This is a genomic window from Kribbella sp. NPDC056951 (assembly GCF_042674205.1).
In the GTDB taxonomy this organism is placed as follows: domain Bacteria; phylum Actinomycetota; class Actinomycetes; order Propionibacteriales; family Kribbellaceae; genus Kribbella; species Kribbella yunnanensis.
Window position 1 is genome coordinate 1 of the sequence record NZ_JBHUQZ010000004.1, and the last position, 13,794, is coordinate 13,794.

Consider the following 13,794-nt stretch of genomic DNA (forward strand, 5'->3'; position numbering starts at 1 on the left):
AACAAGCAAAAATCAACCGCACCACCTACAAAGCCACCATCACCATCGACATCCTTGACACACCACCCTGACCACTAACTAACCGGCCTTGGGGTTCACCCACCAAATGCCGCTCGCCCGTGCTCGCGGGAGGAGCGGGGGCCGGGGCGGAGGGCGGAGGGCGGAGGGCGGAGGGCGGCGGCCGGGGCGGGGGGCGGAGGGGTTAGGCGGTGCGGAAGGTTTGGCGGTAGGTGTTCGGGGAGACGCCTACGGTGCGTTTGAACTGGCGGCGGAGGGTGGTGGGGGTGCCCATGCCGGTGGCGGTGGCGATGGTGTCGATCGTGTCGTTGGTTGCTTCTAGCAACTCTTGGGCGCGGCGGACGCGGCGAGTCAGAAGCCATTGGAGTGGGGCTTCGCCGGTGGTGGCGCGAAAGAGGCGGCCCAGGTGCCGCGGGCTGGTGTTGGCTTCGCGGGCGAGGTCGGTGACGGTCAGCGGTTGGTCGAGGCGCTCTTCGGCCCAGTTGAGCAGGCGGGACAGCGCGTGCTCGTCGGCCGGCTGGATCGGCTTGGACACGAACTGGGCCTGCCCACCAGCACGATGCGGCGGTACGACGAGGCGCCGGGCGACCGCGTTGGCCACGGCCGCCCCGCGATCCAGGTGCACCAGATGCAGGCACAGGTCGACCGCAGCCGCCTTCCCGGCGGCGGTCAGCACGCGACCGTTGTCGGTGTAGAGCACATCCGGATCGACCTCGGCGGCCGGGAACGCCCGGCTCAGCTGCTCGGCGTGCGCCCAGTGCGTCGTCGCCCGCTGCCCATCCAGCAACCCGGCCGCGCCCAGGACGAACGCGCCCGTGCACAACGACGCCACCCGCGCACCCGCGTCGTACGCCGCCCGCACGGCCTCGACCAACTCCCCCGGCGGCGGTACGTCGACATCGACACAGGCCGGCACGATCACCGTGTCCGCGGCGGCCAACGCGTCCAGCCCGTGATCCGGCTCGACCAGGAACGGCCCGACCCGGATCGGCCCCGGTCCGCACAACCGGACGTCGTACCAGTCCGGTGTGTCGACCGGCGGATTGCCGAAGATCTCGTAGGCGGCGCCGAGCTCGAAGTGCAGGAGCTGCCCGGCCGCGGCGACCGCAACGGTATGCATGTCCGAAAGTGTACGCATGGTGTCGTTCCGGACGCTCCCGCCGGGGCTTCACACCCGACAGACTCAAGGCATGACGAAGACAATCGCCGTGTACGGCGCAACTGGGCACACTGGCCGTTTCGTGGTGGCGGAGCTGGTCCGGCAGGGGTTCACGCCGATCGTGTCCGGCCGGAACGCCGAGGCGCTGAAGGCCGAGTGGCCCGACTTCGAGGCCCGCCCGGCCGCAGCGGACGACAGCCACGCGCTGGACGCCGCCCTGATCGGCGCGGACGCGGTCATCAACACCGCAGGCCCGTTCGCGCTGACCGGCGCAGCGGTCTCGGCCGCCGCCGTCCGCGCCGGCATCCCGTACGTCGATGTGGCCGCGGAGATCGAGGCCAACGTGGACACCTTCGCGGCCCACCGGGATGCAACGACCCCGATCGTGCCGGCGATGGCGTTCTACGGCGGACTCGGCGACCTCCTCGTCAGCGCTGCGCTCGGCGACCGGACCAGCGCCGACGAGGTGATCGTCGCGTACGGGCTGAGCAGCTGGCACCCCACGCCGGGTACGCGGATCGCGGGTCAGATCTCGCACGACCGGCGGAACGGCCGCCGCGTCCGCTTCGCCGATGGCGAGCTGCAGTACCACGACGATCAGCCGAGCCAGGAGGACTGGCCTTTCCCGGAACCACTGGGCACTCGCCGGGTGGTCAAGGAGTTCACGATGGCCGACGTGGTGACCATCCCGAGTCATATCGCCGTACCGAAGCTGCGGACCGCGATGACACTCGAGGCGGCCGGTGATCTGGCTGGGGCAGACACCCCCGCCCCGAAGGCCGTCGATGAGCTCGGCCGGTCCGATCAGACCTTCGTAGTCGACGTCCTGATCCGCACCCCCGAGGGCGACCTACGCGCGACCGCCCACGGCCAGGACATCTACGCAATCACGGCCCCACTTGCAGTCGGCGCCGTACGGCGTCTGCTGGCGGGCGAGGGTCGTACGACGGGAGTGGCGTCGGCCGGGGCGATGTTCGACCCGGCCGACTTCCTCGACGAGCTGGCGCCTTATCTGACGGTCACGATTGCTTCGTCCACCAACGGTTCGTGAGGCCGTCCCGGAGCGTGTTCGTGGCGCAGTGGATCTCGCCCTCGGAGACGTGGGTGCTGGTCAGGTCATTGACGTAGGTGACCTGGTAGCCGATCTTGCGGAAGGCCTTGGTGATCGCCTCGGCGAACAGATCCTTGCCGCCGAGAACCGGGCCGAACGGCTTCGGTGCGACGTACTGGCCGGCGTTCAGCACCAGGCCGTTGACCGTCCCGGGCACCTCGGCGACACCGTCCCGCATCGCGTTCAGCTCGGCCCGCTTCGCTTCCTTGGCCGGTCCTTCCGGCATCGAGCGAACCGTGGTCTCGAGCATGCCCCAGTCCAACGAGCGCGCGGTGTAGAGGGAAGGAACCCGCACGAGGTCAGCCTCGGTCAGTCCAGCCTTCGACCGCAGTACGTCGAGGTTGGCCGCGATCCGCTCAGCCGCCCGCTCGTTGGTCTCGACGAACTGCTTGTCGGCGAGGAACTCGCTCGTCGTCCGCTGGTCGATGCGCCCGTCGTACGGCCATTCCAGCGGCGGCAGGTTGCCGTGCAGCTTGTCGCCACCGCGCCCGGCCTTCTGCACCTGGTCGAGGAGCTTCAGCCCGGCCGTCGGATCCGCGACGACCGCTTTCCAGCCGAGCCGACTCCCCGGCACCGGGACGAACTGGATGAACTCGTCGACGTGCCCGATCGTCAGCCACGAGGTGTCGAGTGAGATCGGATCCTGCAGCCCCTGGGACTTCAGCAGCGTAAGCATCTCGGGCGCCGGACCGGTCTTCCCCGGCGCGAGCCCGTCACCGCCGATCACCACACGGCCGTTCGGGTACGACGAGGTGGCGGGAATCGTCTCGAGGTTTCCCATCGAGTCGTAGCTGTTGTTCTCGGTCGAGGTCGGGACGTGCTCGACGTGGATGCCGCCGACATCCGAACCGGCGAGCTCGGTGAACATCACTCGGGAGGCGACTCGGCGATCGTCGTTCACCGAACCGATCAGCAGCTTCATCCCCTGCGGGCGACCGTCCGCGCCAGGCATCGAGGTGTAGGCCGGTTCGAAGATGTCCTGCGCCCACTGGTCACCGCTCAGATCGAGCTGGCGCAGCCCAGCAGGTTTCTTGATCACCGCAGCAGTGTCCGCACGCCATTGCTTGCCCTCGGCATCGTCATCGGACGGCTTCCCGGTGATGACCTGCTCGAGCCGCTGCGTGTTCAGCTGGGTCAGCACGGGCGCCTCGTGCATCGTCACCGTGCTCGACGCACCGCCGGAGACGCTCAACGTGACGTCGATCGAACCGTCCCACTGGGCAGTGTCGCGGATGATGTCGCGCCCCTCGATCCCCAGCTCGGCGCCCCGCCGCAACTCGTCAGCCGTCAGCCGCGTCTCCCTAGTCACCAGCTCCCACGCCCCACGCTTGATGAATAGATGCACCCGATCTGGCTGCGAAACCCGCAACGAACCAACCGCCGAGTTCGGCACGGTTGGCTGAGGGATCGTGTGGATCCGCGCCAGATCGAGTGCGTCCTTACGGCCGTTCACCACGGTGTCGGCAGCGTCATTACACGCCGCCAACTCGCGGTCGGCCAGGTTCTGCTTCTTGCGATGTGAGCGGACGAGTTCCTGGTACAGACGCTCGGCCTCCTCCTTGTCGGGCAACTTCTCCAGCTCTTCACGACGCTTGTAGAACGCGTCGTCATTGGCCGCTTCCCGGTCGACCGCGTCGGCGGCGATCTTCCGCGCTGCATCATGACAGCGGCCGCCGTCGTCATCGAGGTTGGCCAGGAACAGGCCGCGCGGCGTATCCACGCGCAGCCCGGCGTACGTCGTACCGGCGGTTGCCAGCGGGGCTCCGAGCGCGAGCGCCCCGGATGTGGTCAGGAACAGGAGTGTGCGTGCAAGCATGCGGTCATGCTCTCGGCCGGTTGTCAGGGAATTGTCAGCCCGGCGTCCACACTTCGTCCGGTTCTGAGCGCGGCACCTGGCCCGTCGACCTTCCTTGCCGGTTGACGGGCGCAGGCTAGGTTCAGTGCCGCCAGGCGGACTTGCCTTGGGCAACTGCTTCGGCGGCCCGATCGGCGAGTGAGCCGGTCGGCCGCTTCGCCGCAGACGCGCCCGCCGTGCCGTCAGCCGGTAGGTCGGGCCGTGGCGCGCCGTCGCACGTGGTGCGCGAGCCCGGCAGGATGCCGTTGATCAGGTAGTCGTCGATCTTCTGGGTGGCGCACGCGTTACCGCCGTACTGACCGTGGCTGCCCTCGTCCTTGACCGAGATCAGCTGGTTGTTGAGCGCGGACGCCATCGCGGGTGAGCCGTCGTACTGGGTGGCCGGGTCGTACTCGGCGCCGATCACCAGACCGACCGGGTAACCCTTGCGCTTGAGGTCGACCAGCTTCTCCTGCGGAGTCCACTTGGCGTAGGTGCAGTTGGTCGGGCCTGCCTGCATCGCGCCCGGACCATACGGGTACTTCTCGCGGAAGATCCGCATCTGCTCCGCGTACCCCTTCGGGTCCTTCGACCAGACCGCCTCGCAGCTCACCGCCGGGAAGACGCCGTTGTAGGTCTCCTTGATCTCGCCGTAGACGATCTTCAGCGCCTTGCCCGCGTCCTCGCTCAGTTTGCGCTTGCCCTCTGGGGCGTTCGCCGCATCACGGATCAACCCGATCAGCTCCGCCGCCAGGTCCCACATCGGCCGGTAGCCCGACCCACCGAGAATGATGTCGAAGAAGACGCCGTCGACCGGCGTACCGGCGCCCGGGATCGGCCAGGGTACCGGCCGCACCGCGAGCCTCGCTCGGACCAGGTTCAGGGTCGCCGTCACCTCGGCGAGCGTCTTGCCGAAATGGTAGCGGCTGTCGCGCTCGGCCAACCAGGTCGCGAGTGCCTCGTAGTTCTCCTTGGCCGCGACCGAGACCTGCTTGGCCTGCTCGTAGTAGAGCCAGTCCGGGTGCATCGAGGAGTCGAGCACCGAGCGGTTCAGCTTGCTCGGGAAGAGCGAGCCGTAGACCGCGCCGAGGTAGGTGCCGTAGGAGTAGCCGAGGAAGTTGATCTTCTTCTCGCCCAGAACGCTGCGGATGACGTCCATGTCGCGGGCGGTGTTGGCCGTGCTGATGTACTTGCGGATGCCGCCGCCGGCCGCCTCGCAGCCCTTCTCCATCGCCTCCGCGTCGGCCGCGATCTGCGCGATCTGCGCGTCGGTCGGCCGGGTCTCGAAGATCGGCAGGATCGGCGGAACCTCACACTCCAACGCCGTCGACCGGCCGGTACCGCGCGGGTCGAAGCCGATCAGGTCGAACGGGCCCGCGATCTTCTGCTCCTGCATCCAGTTCGGCATCGTCAGACCGGGACCGCCCGGGCCGCCGGGGTTCAGCAACAGCACGCCTTGCCGTTTGGCCGGGTCGGCGGCTTTCCGGCGGCTGATCGCGATCGACAGGTTGCCGTCGGCGGGCTTCTTGTAGTTCAGCGGTACGACGATGGTCGCGCAATCCAGCCCGGCGAACTCCTTCTCCCACTCGTCCTGCGGGATGCCGGGCGGCGCCGTACCGGCCACGCAGGCCGCCCACTCCACCTTCTGGTTGTAGTACGCCGCGAGCGCCTGATCTGCGGCTCCGCTCGCCGGTACCACCGTCAAGGATCCGGTGGCGATCGCCAGACCGGCCGTCAGTCCCACGACTCGCGCCAACCGTGGTCGTCTCTTCATCTGCTGCCTCTCCGATCACTCAACGTCAGAAGGCTGTGACGCTAGTGACACGGCGATGAGGTGATGATCAGCAGAAGATAGGGATCTCGTGAAGATCCAGGAGCCAGTAGCCTGGCCGCATGACCGACCGCGGGATGCAGGAACTGGCGTTGCTGTTGCTGACAGCCCTCGCGAACGAGTCCCGCCACGGCTACGCGATCGCCCAGGAGGTCAAGGCGATCACCGACGGCCGGGTCGCACCCCGGACGGGTGCACTGTACGGCGCTCTGGACCGACTGCTGGCCGACGGTCTGATCTCCGTGGAACGCGAGGAGGTCGTCGGCGGGCGAGCGCGCCGGATCTTCGCCCTGACCTCGACCGGACGCGAACGGCTCGAGACCGAGGCCGAGCGGCTGGCCGCGACAGCGCGGGAGATGCGCCGGCGACTGGCCGGTGGGACTGCTCCCGCCACATGAGGCTGTACCCGGGTCGCTATCAGGCTGCCGCCGAGATCCTTGACGTCCATCGGGAAATGACCGCCGGTCTGTCGTGGGGCGCACGGGTCCGGGCGGATGCGGACTTGCTCGCGCACGCGCTGCGAGTGCGGCTCAGACTCGACTCCGCCTCCGCCGGTGGGCGATTCTTCGAGCTCGCTGCCCCCTTCGCACTGGGCGTCACGGCGGCGTACGGCGGGATTCAGTTGATGAGCTGGTACGCCGGGGTCGTGCTCTCGCCTGGTTCGACCTGGAGCCACCTGGTGACGACCGATCTTCGGCAGGGACTGAATGTGCTGTTCCTGGTGTTGATGTGCATTGGCGGAATCGTTGCTGTGCTGGGGCGTTCGCGACTCGGCGCCGTCGTGGGTCTACTGGGTTTCGCCGCGGACTGGACGGTCTCCCCCGGGCTGTACGACTCCCCGCTGCAGGCGGTTGCCGCCGTACTGACTGCCGTGGTCATCGTTGCCTGCCCGCCGGATCGGCGTCGCCGATCGCCAGTTGCCGGGGCCATGGCTGCGGTGGCGTGGTTTCCCTCTGCGTTGGTGCTGACCAGGGGGTTTGTCATCAGCACGGATTACGGCGCTTGGCCGTTGCTGGCTTTGGTTTTGACCGGCGTCGTCTGTTACGCGCGGCGGGCGAGCCTCCGCACCCTAGTCGCGATGGCCGTCGCCTCCCCGCTCTTCCTGATACACGCCGCGATTTCCCTATAGTCCGTTCAAGTGACTATGCTCCGTTCATGCCCTTCACCTTGGCCCACCCGGCCGCGGTGCTCCCGCTGCTGCGACACCCCTTCGTCCCGGCGGCGCTCATCGCCGGGACGATGGCGCCGGATGCGCCGTACTTCCTGACCGCGGTCGGCATCAGGTCCACGCATGCCGGCGACTGGTACGGATCGTTCCTGAACGCGACCATGACCCATTCGCTCGGCGGACTGCCGATCGATCTGTTCTACGCGGTCGTCCTGGTCGCGGTCTATTGGTTGCTTAGGGCACCGATTACCGCGCTCGGTCTCACACTCCCTCCGTTGCAGCGCCCTCATGTCTTGTGGCTCATCGTTTCCGCGCTGATCGGCGCCGCCACGCACCTCCTCTGGGACTTCCTGACTGACGCTGACTTCGTTCCCGCACCACGTGCGCTCCAGTACGCGAGTACGGCGTTCGGTCTGATCGTCATCGGCTGGTTCCTGTGGAAGCATCGCGGCGCCCTTCGTACGCCCGATGACACGACGCCTCGCCTCGGCACTTCGACACGTCTATTGGTCGTCGGCCTGCTGATCGCTGCCCCGCTGCTGGCCGCCGCCGTCCTGGCCCCTGCTGACTACAACGACTACCAGGCCGCGAGCGACACCTGGACGGGTGTCGCCGAAGGTGTGCTGACCGGCGCAGTCAAGCGGGCCGGGGCAGTCTTCACGATCGCCCTCCTTGGCTATGCCGTCGTCAGCTGGACCACCAGGTGGCTTCGGCGATCGTCGTGAAGCCGAGGGACCGGTAGAGGTGTTGCGCCGGTTCCGCGGCGGTCAGGGTGACCGGCAATGGATCGAGCTGTCTGAGTACGCCGTACATGAGTTGGCGGGCCAGGCCCTGGCCGCGGAACTCGGGCAGGGTGGTGACGAAGTAGATGCCGGCCACGTCTTCCTGGGTGATGGTCGCACCGGCGGCGGCCCATCGGCCATCGACCGCGATCAGGTAGGCATCGAAGCCCGGTGTGGTGAGCAGACCGGGCGCGATCGCGGCTGCCGTCCCGGACGGCTGGAAGTGTGGGATCGGGAAGCCTTCCACCACGATCTTGTCGACCTCGGCGAGCTGCTCCTCGGTCTGCACGTGGACCACCTCGACGGTGGGCTCCGGGACGGGTGCGGCGGCGCGGGTCATCACCGGTAGCCGGGCCGGTATCAGTGGCGGCGAGACCACGCCGTACGGGTCCTCGATGGTCACGCGCGGCCAACTCCGCGCCTTCAGCAGCTCGGTCAGCTCGTCGAGGTCGGCCGTCGGCGGCTCGGGTGACGTGAGCACCACGCGGAGACCGTTGCGCACGGGATCGAGCGCGGCGACGAAACTCGGCCGCTCGATCACCTCGTAGCCACGAGCGCGCCCGAGTGCACGCCAGAACGCGGCACCGTTCTTGTTGGCCAGCAAAAGATCGTTCATGGCAACGAACCTACGAGATGACTCCGACAATTCTGCGAGGTGGGGTTAACCCCACCTCGAAGACTCCGGCTGGCCGGATGGTCCAGCGGGCGTTGAGTTTCTAGCGTTTGGGGTGTTCACAATTCGCCCATCCCAAGGAGTCCCCGATGTACACATCACGTCGTCGCCGGTTCGGTCTGCTGGCCGCGTCTGCCATTGCTGTCACTGCACTCGTCGGCACCACCGCGGTCTCGGAGGCAGCCCCTCGGAGCGAGGTGCAGCACAGTCTCGACGCCCTGGTGAAGGGTCCGAGTTTCCCTGGTGCGATCGAGACCGTGCGGGACCGGGCCGGCAAGGTTCGGACGTATACCGCTGGACCGGTTCCGCGGGCGAGCCGGGTGCGGATCGGCAGTAATACCAAGACATTCACGTCGGTCGTCGTCCTGCAACTGGTTGGCGAAGGCAAGGTCGGTCTCGATCAGCCAGTGGAGAAGTACCTGCCTGGACTCGTTCGGGGCGATGGCATCGACGGCCGCAACATCACCGTCCGCCAGCTCCTGCAGCACACCAGCGGCATCCCGGACTACGACGAGATCTTCGGTACCGACTATCTGCCCTTCCAGCACACCTATTGGGAGCCGCGGCAGATGGTCGACGAAGGCCTGCGGAAGAAGGCGTTGTTCCCGCCCGGCACGAGCTGGGAGTACAGCAACACCAATTACGTCCTCGCCGGGCTGATCATTCAGAAGGTCACCGGTCGTCCGGTCGGCGAGGAGATCACCCGCCGGGTGATCGAGCCCCTCGACCTGCGCGACACGTACTGGCCGGCCGTCGGCGACCAGCGGATCCTCGGCCCGCACCCGAAGGCGTACTACAAGACCACGCCCGACGGTCAGGCGACCGATGTCACCGAGCTGGACCCGTCGATGGGCTGGGCCGCCGGTCAGATGATCGCCACACCTGCCGACCTCAACCGCTTCTTCAGCGCGGTGATCAGCGGCAAGCTGCTGAAACCGGCCCAGCTGCGGGAGATGCTGCGGACCGTGCACGCCCCCGACATGGACGTCAACGGCGACGGTGAGTACGGGCTGGGGATCGCCAAACTCCCCTTGTCCTGCGGTGGATTCGCCTGGACACACGGCGGTGACATCCCCGGCTTCGAGACGCGGAACGCCGTCACACCGGACGGTCGCGAGGCCGCCCTCGCGGTCACCGCGATGCCGACCACGCTGGACGATGCACGGAGGGTGTCCAAGACTCTGGACACCGCGCTCTGCAGTTGACGCCGGACGCTACAGCGAGGCGATCAGCGGTACGAGGGTCAGCCAGTTGGTTCGGGCAGCTTCGGCAGCAGCCTCCGCGTCGCCGGCCTCGCAGAGTTCGACGATGAGGTTGTGCTGGGCAACTGATTCGCGACCGCTGAGGGAGCCGAAGCGGAGGCGTTCGATCCGGCGCAGCGACGGGGTGTACTGATCGAGCACCGCAGCGACAGCCTGGTTGGCACTGACACGGACCGGAACCGCGTGGAAGTCGTCGTCGCCCTGCAGGGCGGCGTCGACATCTGCGGCGTGCAATGCGGCAGCGAAGCGGTCGTTCGCGGCGCGCATCTCGGCAAGGTCGGTCGCGGTCAGGTGCGGGACGGCTTCCCGGACGGCAAGCTCATGCATGGCAGCGGTGACCAGCTGGGCCTCGCGCAGCGCGCGGGCGTCGAGCGGGCTGACCATCGTGTAGCGGCCAGGCTTGGTCTGCACCAGGCCGGCCTGTTCGAGTCGGGCAAGCGCCTCACGGACCGGCGTCCGGCTGACACCGAGCCAGTCAGAGAGGTCGGCGTCGTTCAGGCGTTCGCCGGGCGCGAGCTCACCGGTGACGATCGCGTCGCGGATCGCCCGGTAGGCGTCCTCGCGCAGCAGTGAGCGCGGGACGACCGCACGTTCCTTCGGCACCGGCATGCGACCGCAACTTACCGGAAGAGACCGCTGTAGGCGTTCAGGGCAGGCTGACCACCGAGGTGCGCGTACAACACATTCGAGTCCTTGCCGATCTCCCCGTCCCGGACCAGATCGATCAGAGCCGCCATCGACTTCCCCTCGTAGACCGGGTCGATGATCATCCCCTCGAGCTGCCCGGTGAGCCGGATCGCATCCAGAGTCGATTCGACCGGTACGCCGTACAGGTCGCCGGCCCAGCCTTCGAGCACCGTGATCTCGTCGTCGCGCAGGTCGCGGCCGAGGCCGATCAGCTCGGCGGTCGACCGGGCGATCTTCTCCACCTGCGCCTGGGTCTCGGCGAGTTTGGCCGACGCGTCGATCCCGAGCACCCGCCGCGGCCGATCCTGACCGGCGAACCCGGCGATCATCCCGGCATGCGTGCTACCGGTGACACTGCAGACGATGATCGTGTCGAAGAAGACCCCGAGCTCGCGCTCCTGCTGCTCCACCTCGTAGGCCCAGTTCGCGAACCCGAGACCGCCGAGACGATGGTCCGAAGCACCGGCCGGGATCGCGTACGGCGTACCGCCAGCTACTCGCACGTCGTCGAGAGCCCGGTGCCAGCTGTCCTTGAACCCGATCCCGAACTCGGCGTCCACCAGCTTCACCTGAGCACCCATGATCCGGCTCAGCAGGATGTTGCCGACCTTGTCGTTCACCGGGTCCGGCCAGTCCACCCAGCTCTCCTGCAGCAGCACGGCCTTCAGCCCGAGCTTCGCCGCCACCGCCGCGACCTGCCGGGTGTGGTTCGACTGCACGCCGCCGATGGTCACGAGGGTGTCCGCGCCCTGCGCCAACGCCTCGGGGACCAGGTATTCCAGCTTGCGCGTCTTGTTGCCGCCGTACGCGAGACCGCTGTTGCAGTCCTCGCGCTTGGCCCAGACCCGCGCGCCACCCAGATGGGCAGTCAGCCGATCCAGCGGGTGGATCGGGCTCGGGCCGAACAGCAGCGGGTACCGCTCGAAGGCATCCAGGGCCATCTCTCACTCCTCCGCGATGTGCAATATATCGCATATTGGAGCGCACAAGACCGCCCTTTGTCCAGCCGTCAGTAGCGAGCCAGCTCCTCGAGCGGCTGCAGATCGGAGCGTGAACTGCGGAGGGTGACGGTGTCGTCGTCGATCCCGGCGACATCACGCCACGGCAGGTACCAGACGCCGCCGAGGTGCCGATGAACCAGCCAGCGGAGCAAGGCAGGACCGACATGACGCTCGTAGCCGAAGAGTTGAGTGGCGTGGCGCTCGACGATGATCAGGCCGTCGATCCGGAGACCGTCCTCGATCACCCGGACGTCGGCGACGCGACCGACCGCCGTACCGGTGGCATCAGTGACTCGGTAGCCGAGCAGGTCAGTCAGACGCATCGCCGGCTCCGGGGATCTTGTCGATGATGTGCCGCTCGACCCAGACATCGTGGGGATCCAGGACCAGGTCGCGCGGGTCGATCTTCACCGCGGTGTCGATGCTGTCGATCTGCTCGGCGGGAATGTGGATGTCGCCGGAGATCAGGGCGGTGACGACCGGCGGGTCGGCGTCGAGGTCCAGCTCGACGTCGTCGACCTTGCCGAGCAGGTGACCACTGCCCTTGTCGATCAACTGGCGGTCGAGGAGGTGCAGCTGGGCGTGGAGGATCTTCATTGGCCCGCCTTCGTGATGATCATCAGGGGAATCGCCGCGGCCGACGCGACGATCAGCAGGATCAGGTAGCCGATGCCGAGGAAGTTCCGCACCCGGCCGTTGGTCTGGCGTCCGACGTAGTCCGGATCGTTGGCGATGATCAGGATCGGCAGATAGGTGAGCGGCAACGCCATCGCGGCGAAGACCACGGAGTACTCGGTGACCTTCACCGGATCGACCGCGGTCAGCAGCGTCAGGATCGACAACAGCAGGCAGACGATCATCACCACATGGAACCGCGACGCCTCCCGCGGCCGGACGAACTTGCCCCACTGCCAGCCGCGGTACTGCGCGATCGTGTACCCGCACGACAGCACGGTCTCCAGCGCCGCACCGAAGGTCGCCGCGAAGATGCCGATCAATGCGATCGCCAGCCCAAGCTTGCCGAAGGCAACGGCCACCGGCAGCGCCACCTGACCGAGCGTCCCAACCTCGATCCCGGCCGGCAGGAAAACGACGGCCGCGCAGGCCGCGATCGCCAGCGAGAGCAGACCGCCCAGCGGGAATCCGATGAAGACGTTCGACCGGACCGTGCCCAGACTCCGGCGGTTCCATTTCTCCTCGACCCCACCGGACGAGAAGAAGAACACCTCGTACGGCGTCATTGCCGCCCCGAACAAGGCAATGGCGTAATACGCGTAGGTACCCCAAGTCTCGTGCCCCACCGGATGGGGATTCGTTGCCTGGTGCACCAACTGACCCCAGTCCGGTCCGAGTTTGAAGACGGCGACCGCGAAGACGATCAGGAGCAATCCCATCAACCCGAAGACCGACTCCAGTTTGGAGAACTTCACCCGCCACACCACCAGCCAGACCGCCACCGCCGCCAGCGGCACCCACAGCAGGTAGTTCACTCCGCTAGCCAACTCGAAGGCGAGTGCCACACCACCGATCTCCGCGATCAGCGTCAGCAACGTGACCAGGAACGACGCCACCAGCGTCACCAGTCCGGTACGACGACCAAGGCGCTCCCGGATCAGGTCGAACACAGGACGGCCGGACATCGCAACCACGCGACCCGACATCTCGGCGTACAGACAGATCCCGATGACCCCGACCACCACGACCCACGCCAGCCGCATCCCGAACCGGGCTCCGACGAGTGCGTTGGTGACCAGGTCCCCGATGTCGACGAACCCGCCGATCGCGGTGAGGATCCCGAGCGTGACAGCGAGCAGCCTCTTCACTTGGCCAGCTCCCCGATCCGGTCCAGCTCCTCGCCCGACTTCCGCAGTACGGCGAGCTCCCGAACCGCGGCCGCGAGATCCTGCTCCCCCAACGCGATCCGCGTCGCCGTCACGGCCTTCTGCGCGTCGTCGAGGACGGCACCGACCTGCTCGTAGAGCCGACGAGACTCGGCCGTCGACGGCTGCTGCGCGCTGAACGAACTCGCCGCCGTCTCCAGCGACTTCTCGGCGTCGGCCACCATCTGCCTCGCGGTCTGCTGCCACAACCGATGCGTCTGCAGCTGCTCAACCACGAGCCGCGTCATCTCAACCTCGGACGCCGCCTCCCGCGCGGACTGCGCCGCCGCATCCCGCAGCTTCTGATCGGGGTCACCACACCCGGCCAGCAGCACCGCCAGACAGCAACCTGCCGCCACCCAACGCCACACCCGGCACCTCGAATCTC

The 13,794-nt window shown here is 67.5% G+C and carries 15 protein-coding genes; 5 read left to right on the forward strand and 10 right to left on the reverse strand.

Going from position 1 to position 13,794, the window contains the following annotated elements; genetic code table 11:
- Positions 1 to 202: 202 nt before the first annotated feature.
- Entirely contained in the window at positions 203 to 1,138 is a 936-nt protein-coding gene (locus ACFTSF_RS18120; protein WP_380154839.1) for a GlxA family transcriptional regulator, read from the reverse strand.
- A gap of 70 nt (positions 1,139 to 1,208) precedes the next feature.
- Between ACFTSF_RS18120 and ACFTSF_RS18125 the strand changes: the two genes are divergently transcribed.
- Positions 1,209 to 2,228 carry a saccharopine dehydrogenase NADP-binding domain-containing protein gene (locus ACFTSF_RS18125; protein WP_380154840.1) on the forward strand — a complete coding sequence of 340 codons (1,020 nt, stop codon included), beginning with the start codon at positions 1,209 to 1,211 and terminating at the stop codon, positions 2,226 to 2,228.
- Here ACFTSF_RS18125 and ACFTSF_RS18130 read toward each other — a convergent pair.
- Together ACFTSF_RS18130 and ACFTSF_RS18135 are read right to left on the reverse strand one after the other, a co-directional pair.
- Positions 2,197 to 4,104, reverse strand: coding sequence for a protein-arginine deiminase family protein (locus tag ACFTSF_RS18130; RefSeq protein WP_380154841.1), 1,908 nt, complete (start codon positions 4,102 to 4,104; stop codon positions 2,197 to 2,199). The two genes, ACFTSF_RS18125 and ACFTSF_RS18130, sit on opposite strands and share 32 nt — an antisense overlap.
- Before the next feature lie 121 nt (positions 4,105 to 4,225).
- A complete protein-coding gene (locus ACFTSF_RS18135; protein ID WP_380154842.1) occupies positions 4,226 to 5,896 on the reverse strand; it encodes an alpha/beta fold hydrolase in 1,671 nt (556 codons plus the stop codon).
- Between the two features lie 119 nt (positions 5,897 to 6,015).
- Here ACFTSF_RS18135 and ACFTSF_RS18140 point away from each other — a divergent pair, with 119 nt between their 5' ends.
- Genes ACFTSF_RS18140 through ACFTSF_RS18150 form a run of 3 tightly spaced genes read left to right on the forward strand, consistent with a single transcriptional unit; the run spans position 6,016 to position 7,846 of the window.
- A complete protein-coding gene (locus tag ACFTSF_RS18140; protein ID WP_380154843.1) occupies positions 6,016 to 6,351 on the forward strand; it encodes a PadR family transcriptional regulator in 336 nt (111 codons plus the stop codon).
- Positions 6,348 to 7,082 (forward strand): hypothetical protein, encoded by a 735-nt coding sequence (locus ACFTSF_RS18145; protein WP_380154844.1) that lies wholly within the window; start codon positions 6,348 to 6,350, stop codon positions 7,080 to 7,082. Before ACFTSF_RS18140 ends, ACFTSF_RS18145 begins: the two co-directional genes overlap by 4 nt.
- A gap of 26 nt (positions 7,083 to 7,108) precedes the next feature.
- The gene (locus tag ACFTSF_RS18150) at positions 7,109 to 7,846 is read left to right on the forward strand and encodes a DUF4184 family protein (RefSeq protein ID WP_380154845.1); all 738 of its coding nucleotides are present in this window, start codon (positions 7,109 to 7,111) and stop codon (positions 7,844 to 7,846) included.
- On the opposite strand, the gene ACFTSF_RS18155 is transcribed toward ACFTSF_RS18150, so the two are convergent.
- Entirely contained in the window at positions 7,809 to 8,519 is a 711-nt protein-coding gene (locus ACFTSF_RS18155) for a GNAT family N-acetyltransferase (protein WP_380154846.1), read from the reverse strand. The genes ACFTSF_RS18150 and ACFTSF_RS18155 overlap by 38 nt on opposite strands.
- Positions 8,520 to 8,665: 146 nt before the next feature.
- On the opposite strand from ACFTSF_RS18155, the gene ACFTSF_RS18160 reads away from it, so the two are divergent.
- Positions 8,666 to 9,781 carry a serine hydrolase domain-containing protein gene (locus tag ACFTSF_RS18160; protein ID WP_380154847.1) on the forward strand — a complete coding sequence of 372 codons (1,116 nt, stop codon included), beginning with the start codon at positions 8,666 to 8,668 and terminating at the stop codon, positions 9,779 to 9,781.
- 9 nt (positions 9,782 to 9,790) lie between these two features.
- On the opposite strand, the gene ACFTSF_RS18165 is transcribed toward ACFTSF_RS18160, so the two are convergent.
- The 6 genes from ACFTSF_RS18165 to ACFTSF_RS18190 all read right to left on the reverse strand — a co-directional run bounded on the left by ACFTSF_RS18165 (position 9,791) and on the right by ACFTSF_RS18190 (position 13,777).
- Entirely contained in the window at positions 9,791 to 10,447 is a 657-nt protein-coding gene (locus ACFTSF_RS18165; protein WP_380154848.1) for a GntR family transcriptional regulator, read from the reverse strand.
- Positions 10,448 to 10,458: 11 nt separating this feature from the next.
- On the reverse strand, positions 10,459 to 11,466 hold the full coding sequence (locus tag ACFTSF_RS18170; protein WP_380154849.1) for a 1-aminocyclopropane-1-carboxylate deaminase: 1,008 nt from the start codon (positions 11,464 to 11,466) through the stop codon (positions 10,459 to 10,461).
- Positions 11,467 to 11,534: 68 nt separating this feature from the next.
- The gene (locus ACFTSF_RS18175; RefSeq protein WP_380154850.1) at positions 11,535 to 11,849 is read right to left on the reverse strand and encodes a hypothetical protein; all 315 of its coding nucleotides are present in this window, start codon (positions 11,847 to 11,849) and stop codon (positions 11,535 to 11,537) included.
- Positions 11,836 to 12,123, reverse strand: a complete 288-nt coding sequence (locus ACFTSF_RS18180; protein ID WP_380154851.1) for a hypothetical protein — start codon at positions 12,121 to 12,123, stop codon at positions 11,836 to 11,838. The genes ACFTSF_RS18175 and ACFTSF_RS18180 overlap by 14 nt, the downstream gene beginning before the upstream one ends.
- Positions 12,120 to 13,349, reverse strand: a complete 1,230-nt coding sequence (locus ACFTSF_RS18185; protein WP_380154852.1) for an Nramp family divalent metal transporter — start codon at positions 13,347 to 13,349, stop codon at positions 12,120 to 12,122. Before ACFTSF_RS18185 ends, ACFTSF_RS18180 begins: the two co-directional genes overlap by 4 nt.
- The gene (locus tag ACFTSF_RS18190) at positions 13,346 to 13,777 is read right to left on the reverse strand and encodes a hypothetical protein (RefSeq protein WP_380154853.1); all 432 of its coding nucleotides are present in this window, start codon (positions 13,775 to 13,777) and stop codon (positions 13,346 to 13,348) included. The genes ACFTSF_RS18185 and ACFTSF_RS18190 overlap by 4 nt, the downstream gene beginning before the upstream one ends.
- Between the last annotated feature and the right edge of the window lie 17 nt (positions 13,778 to 13,794).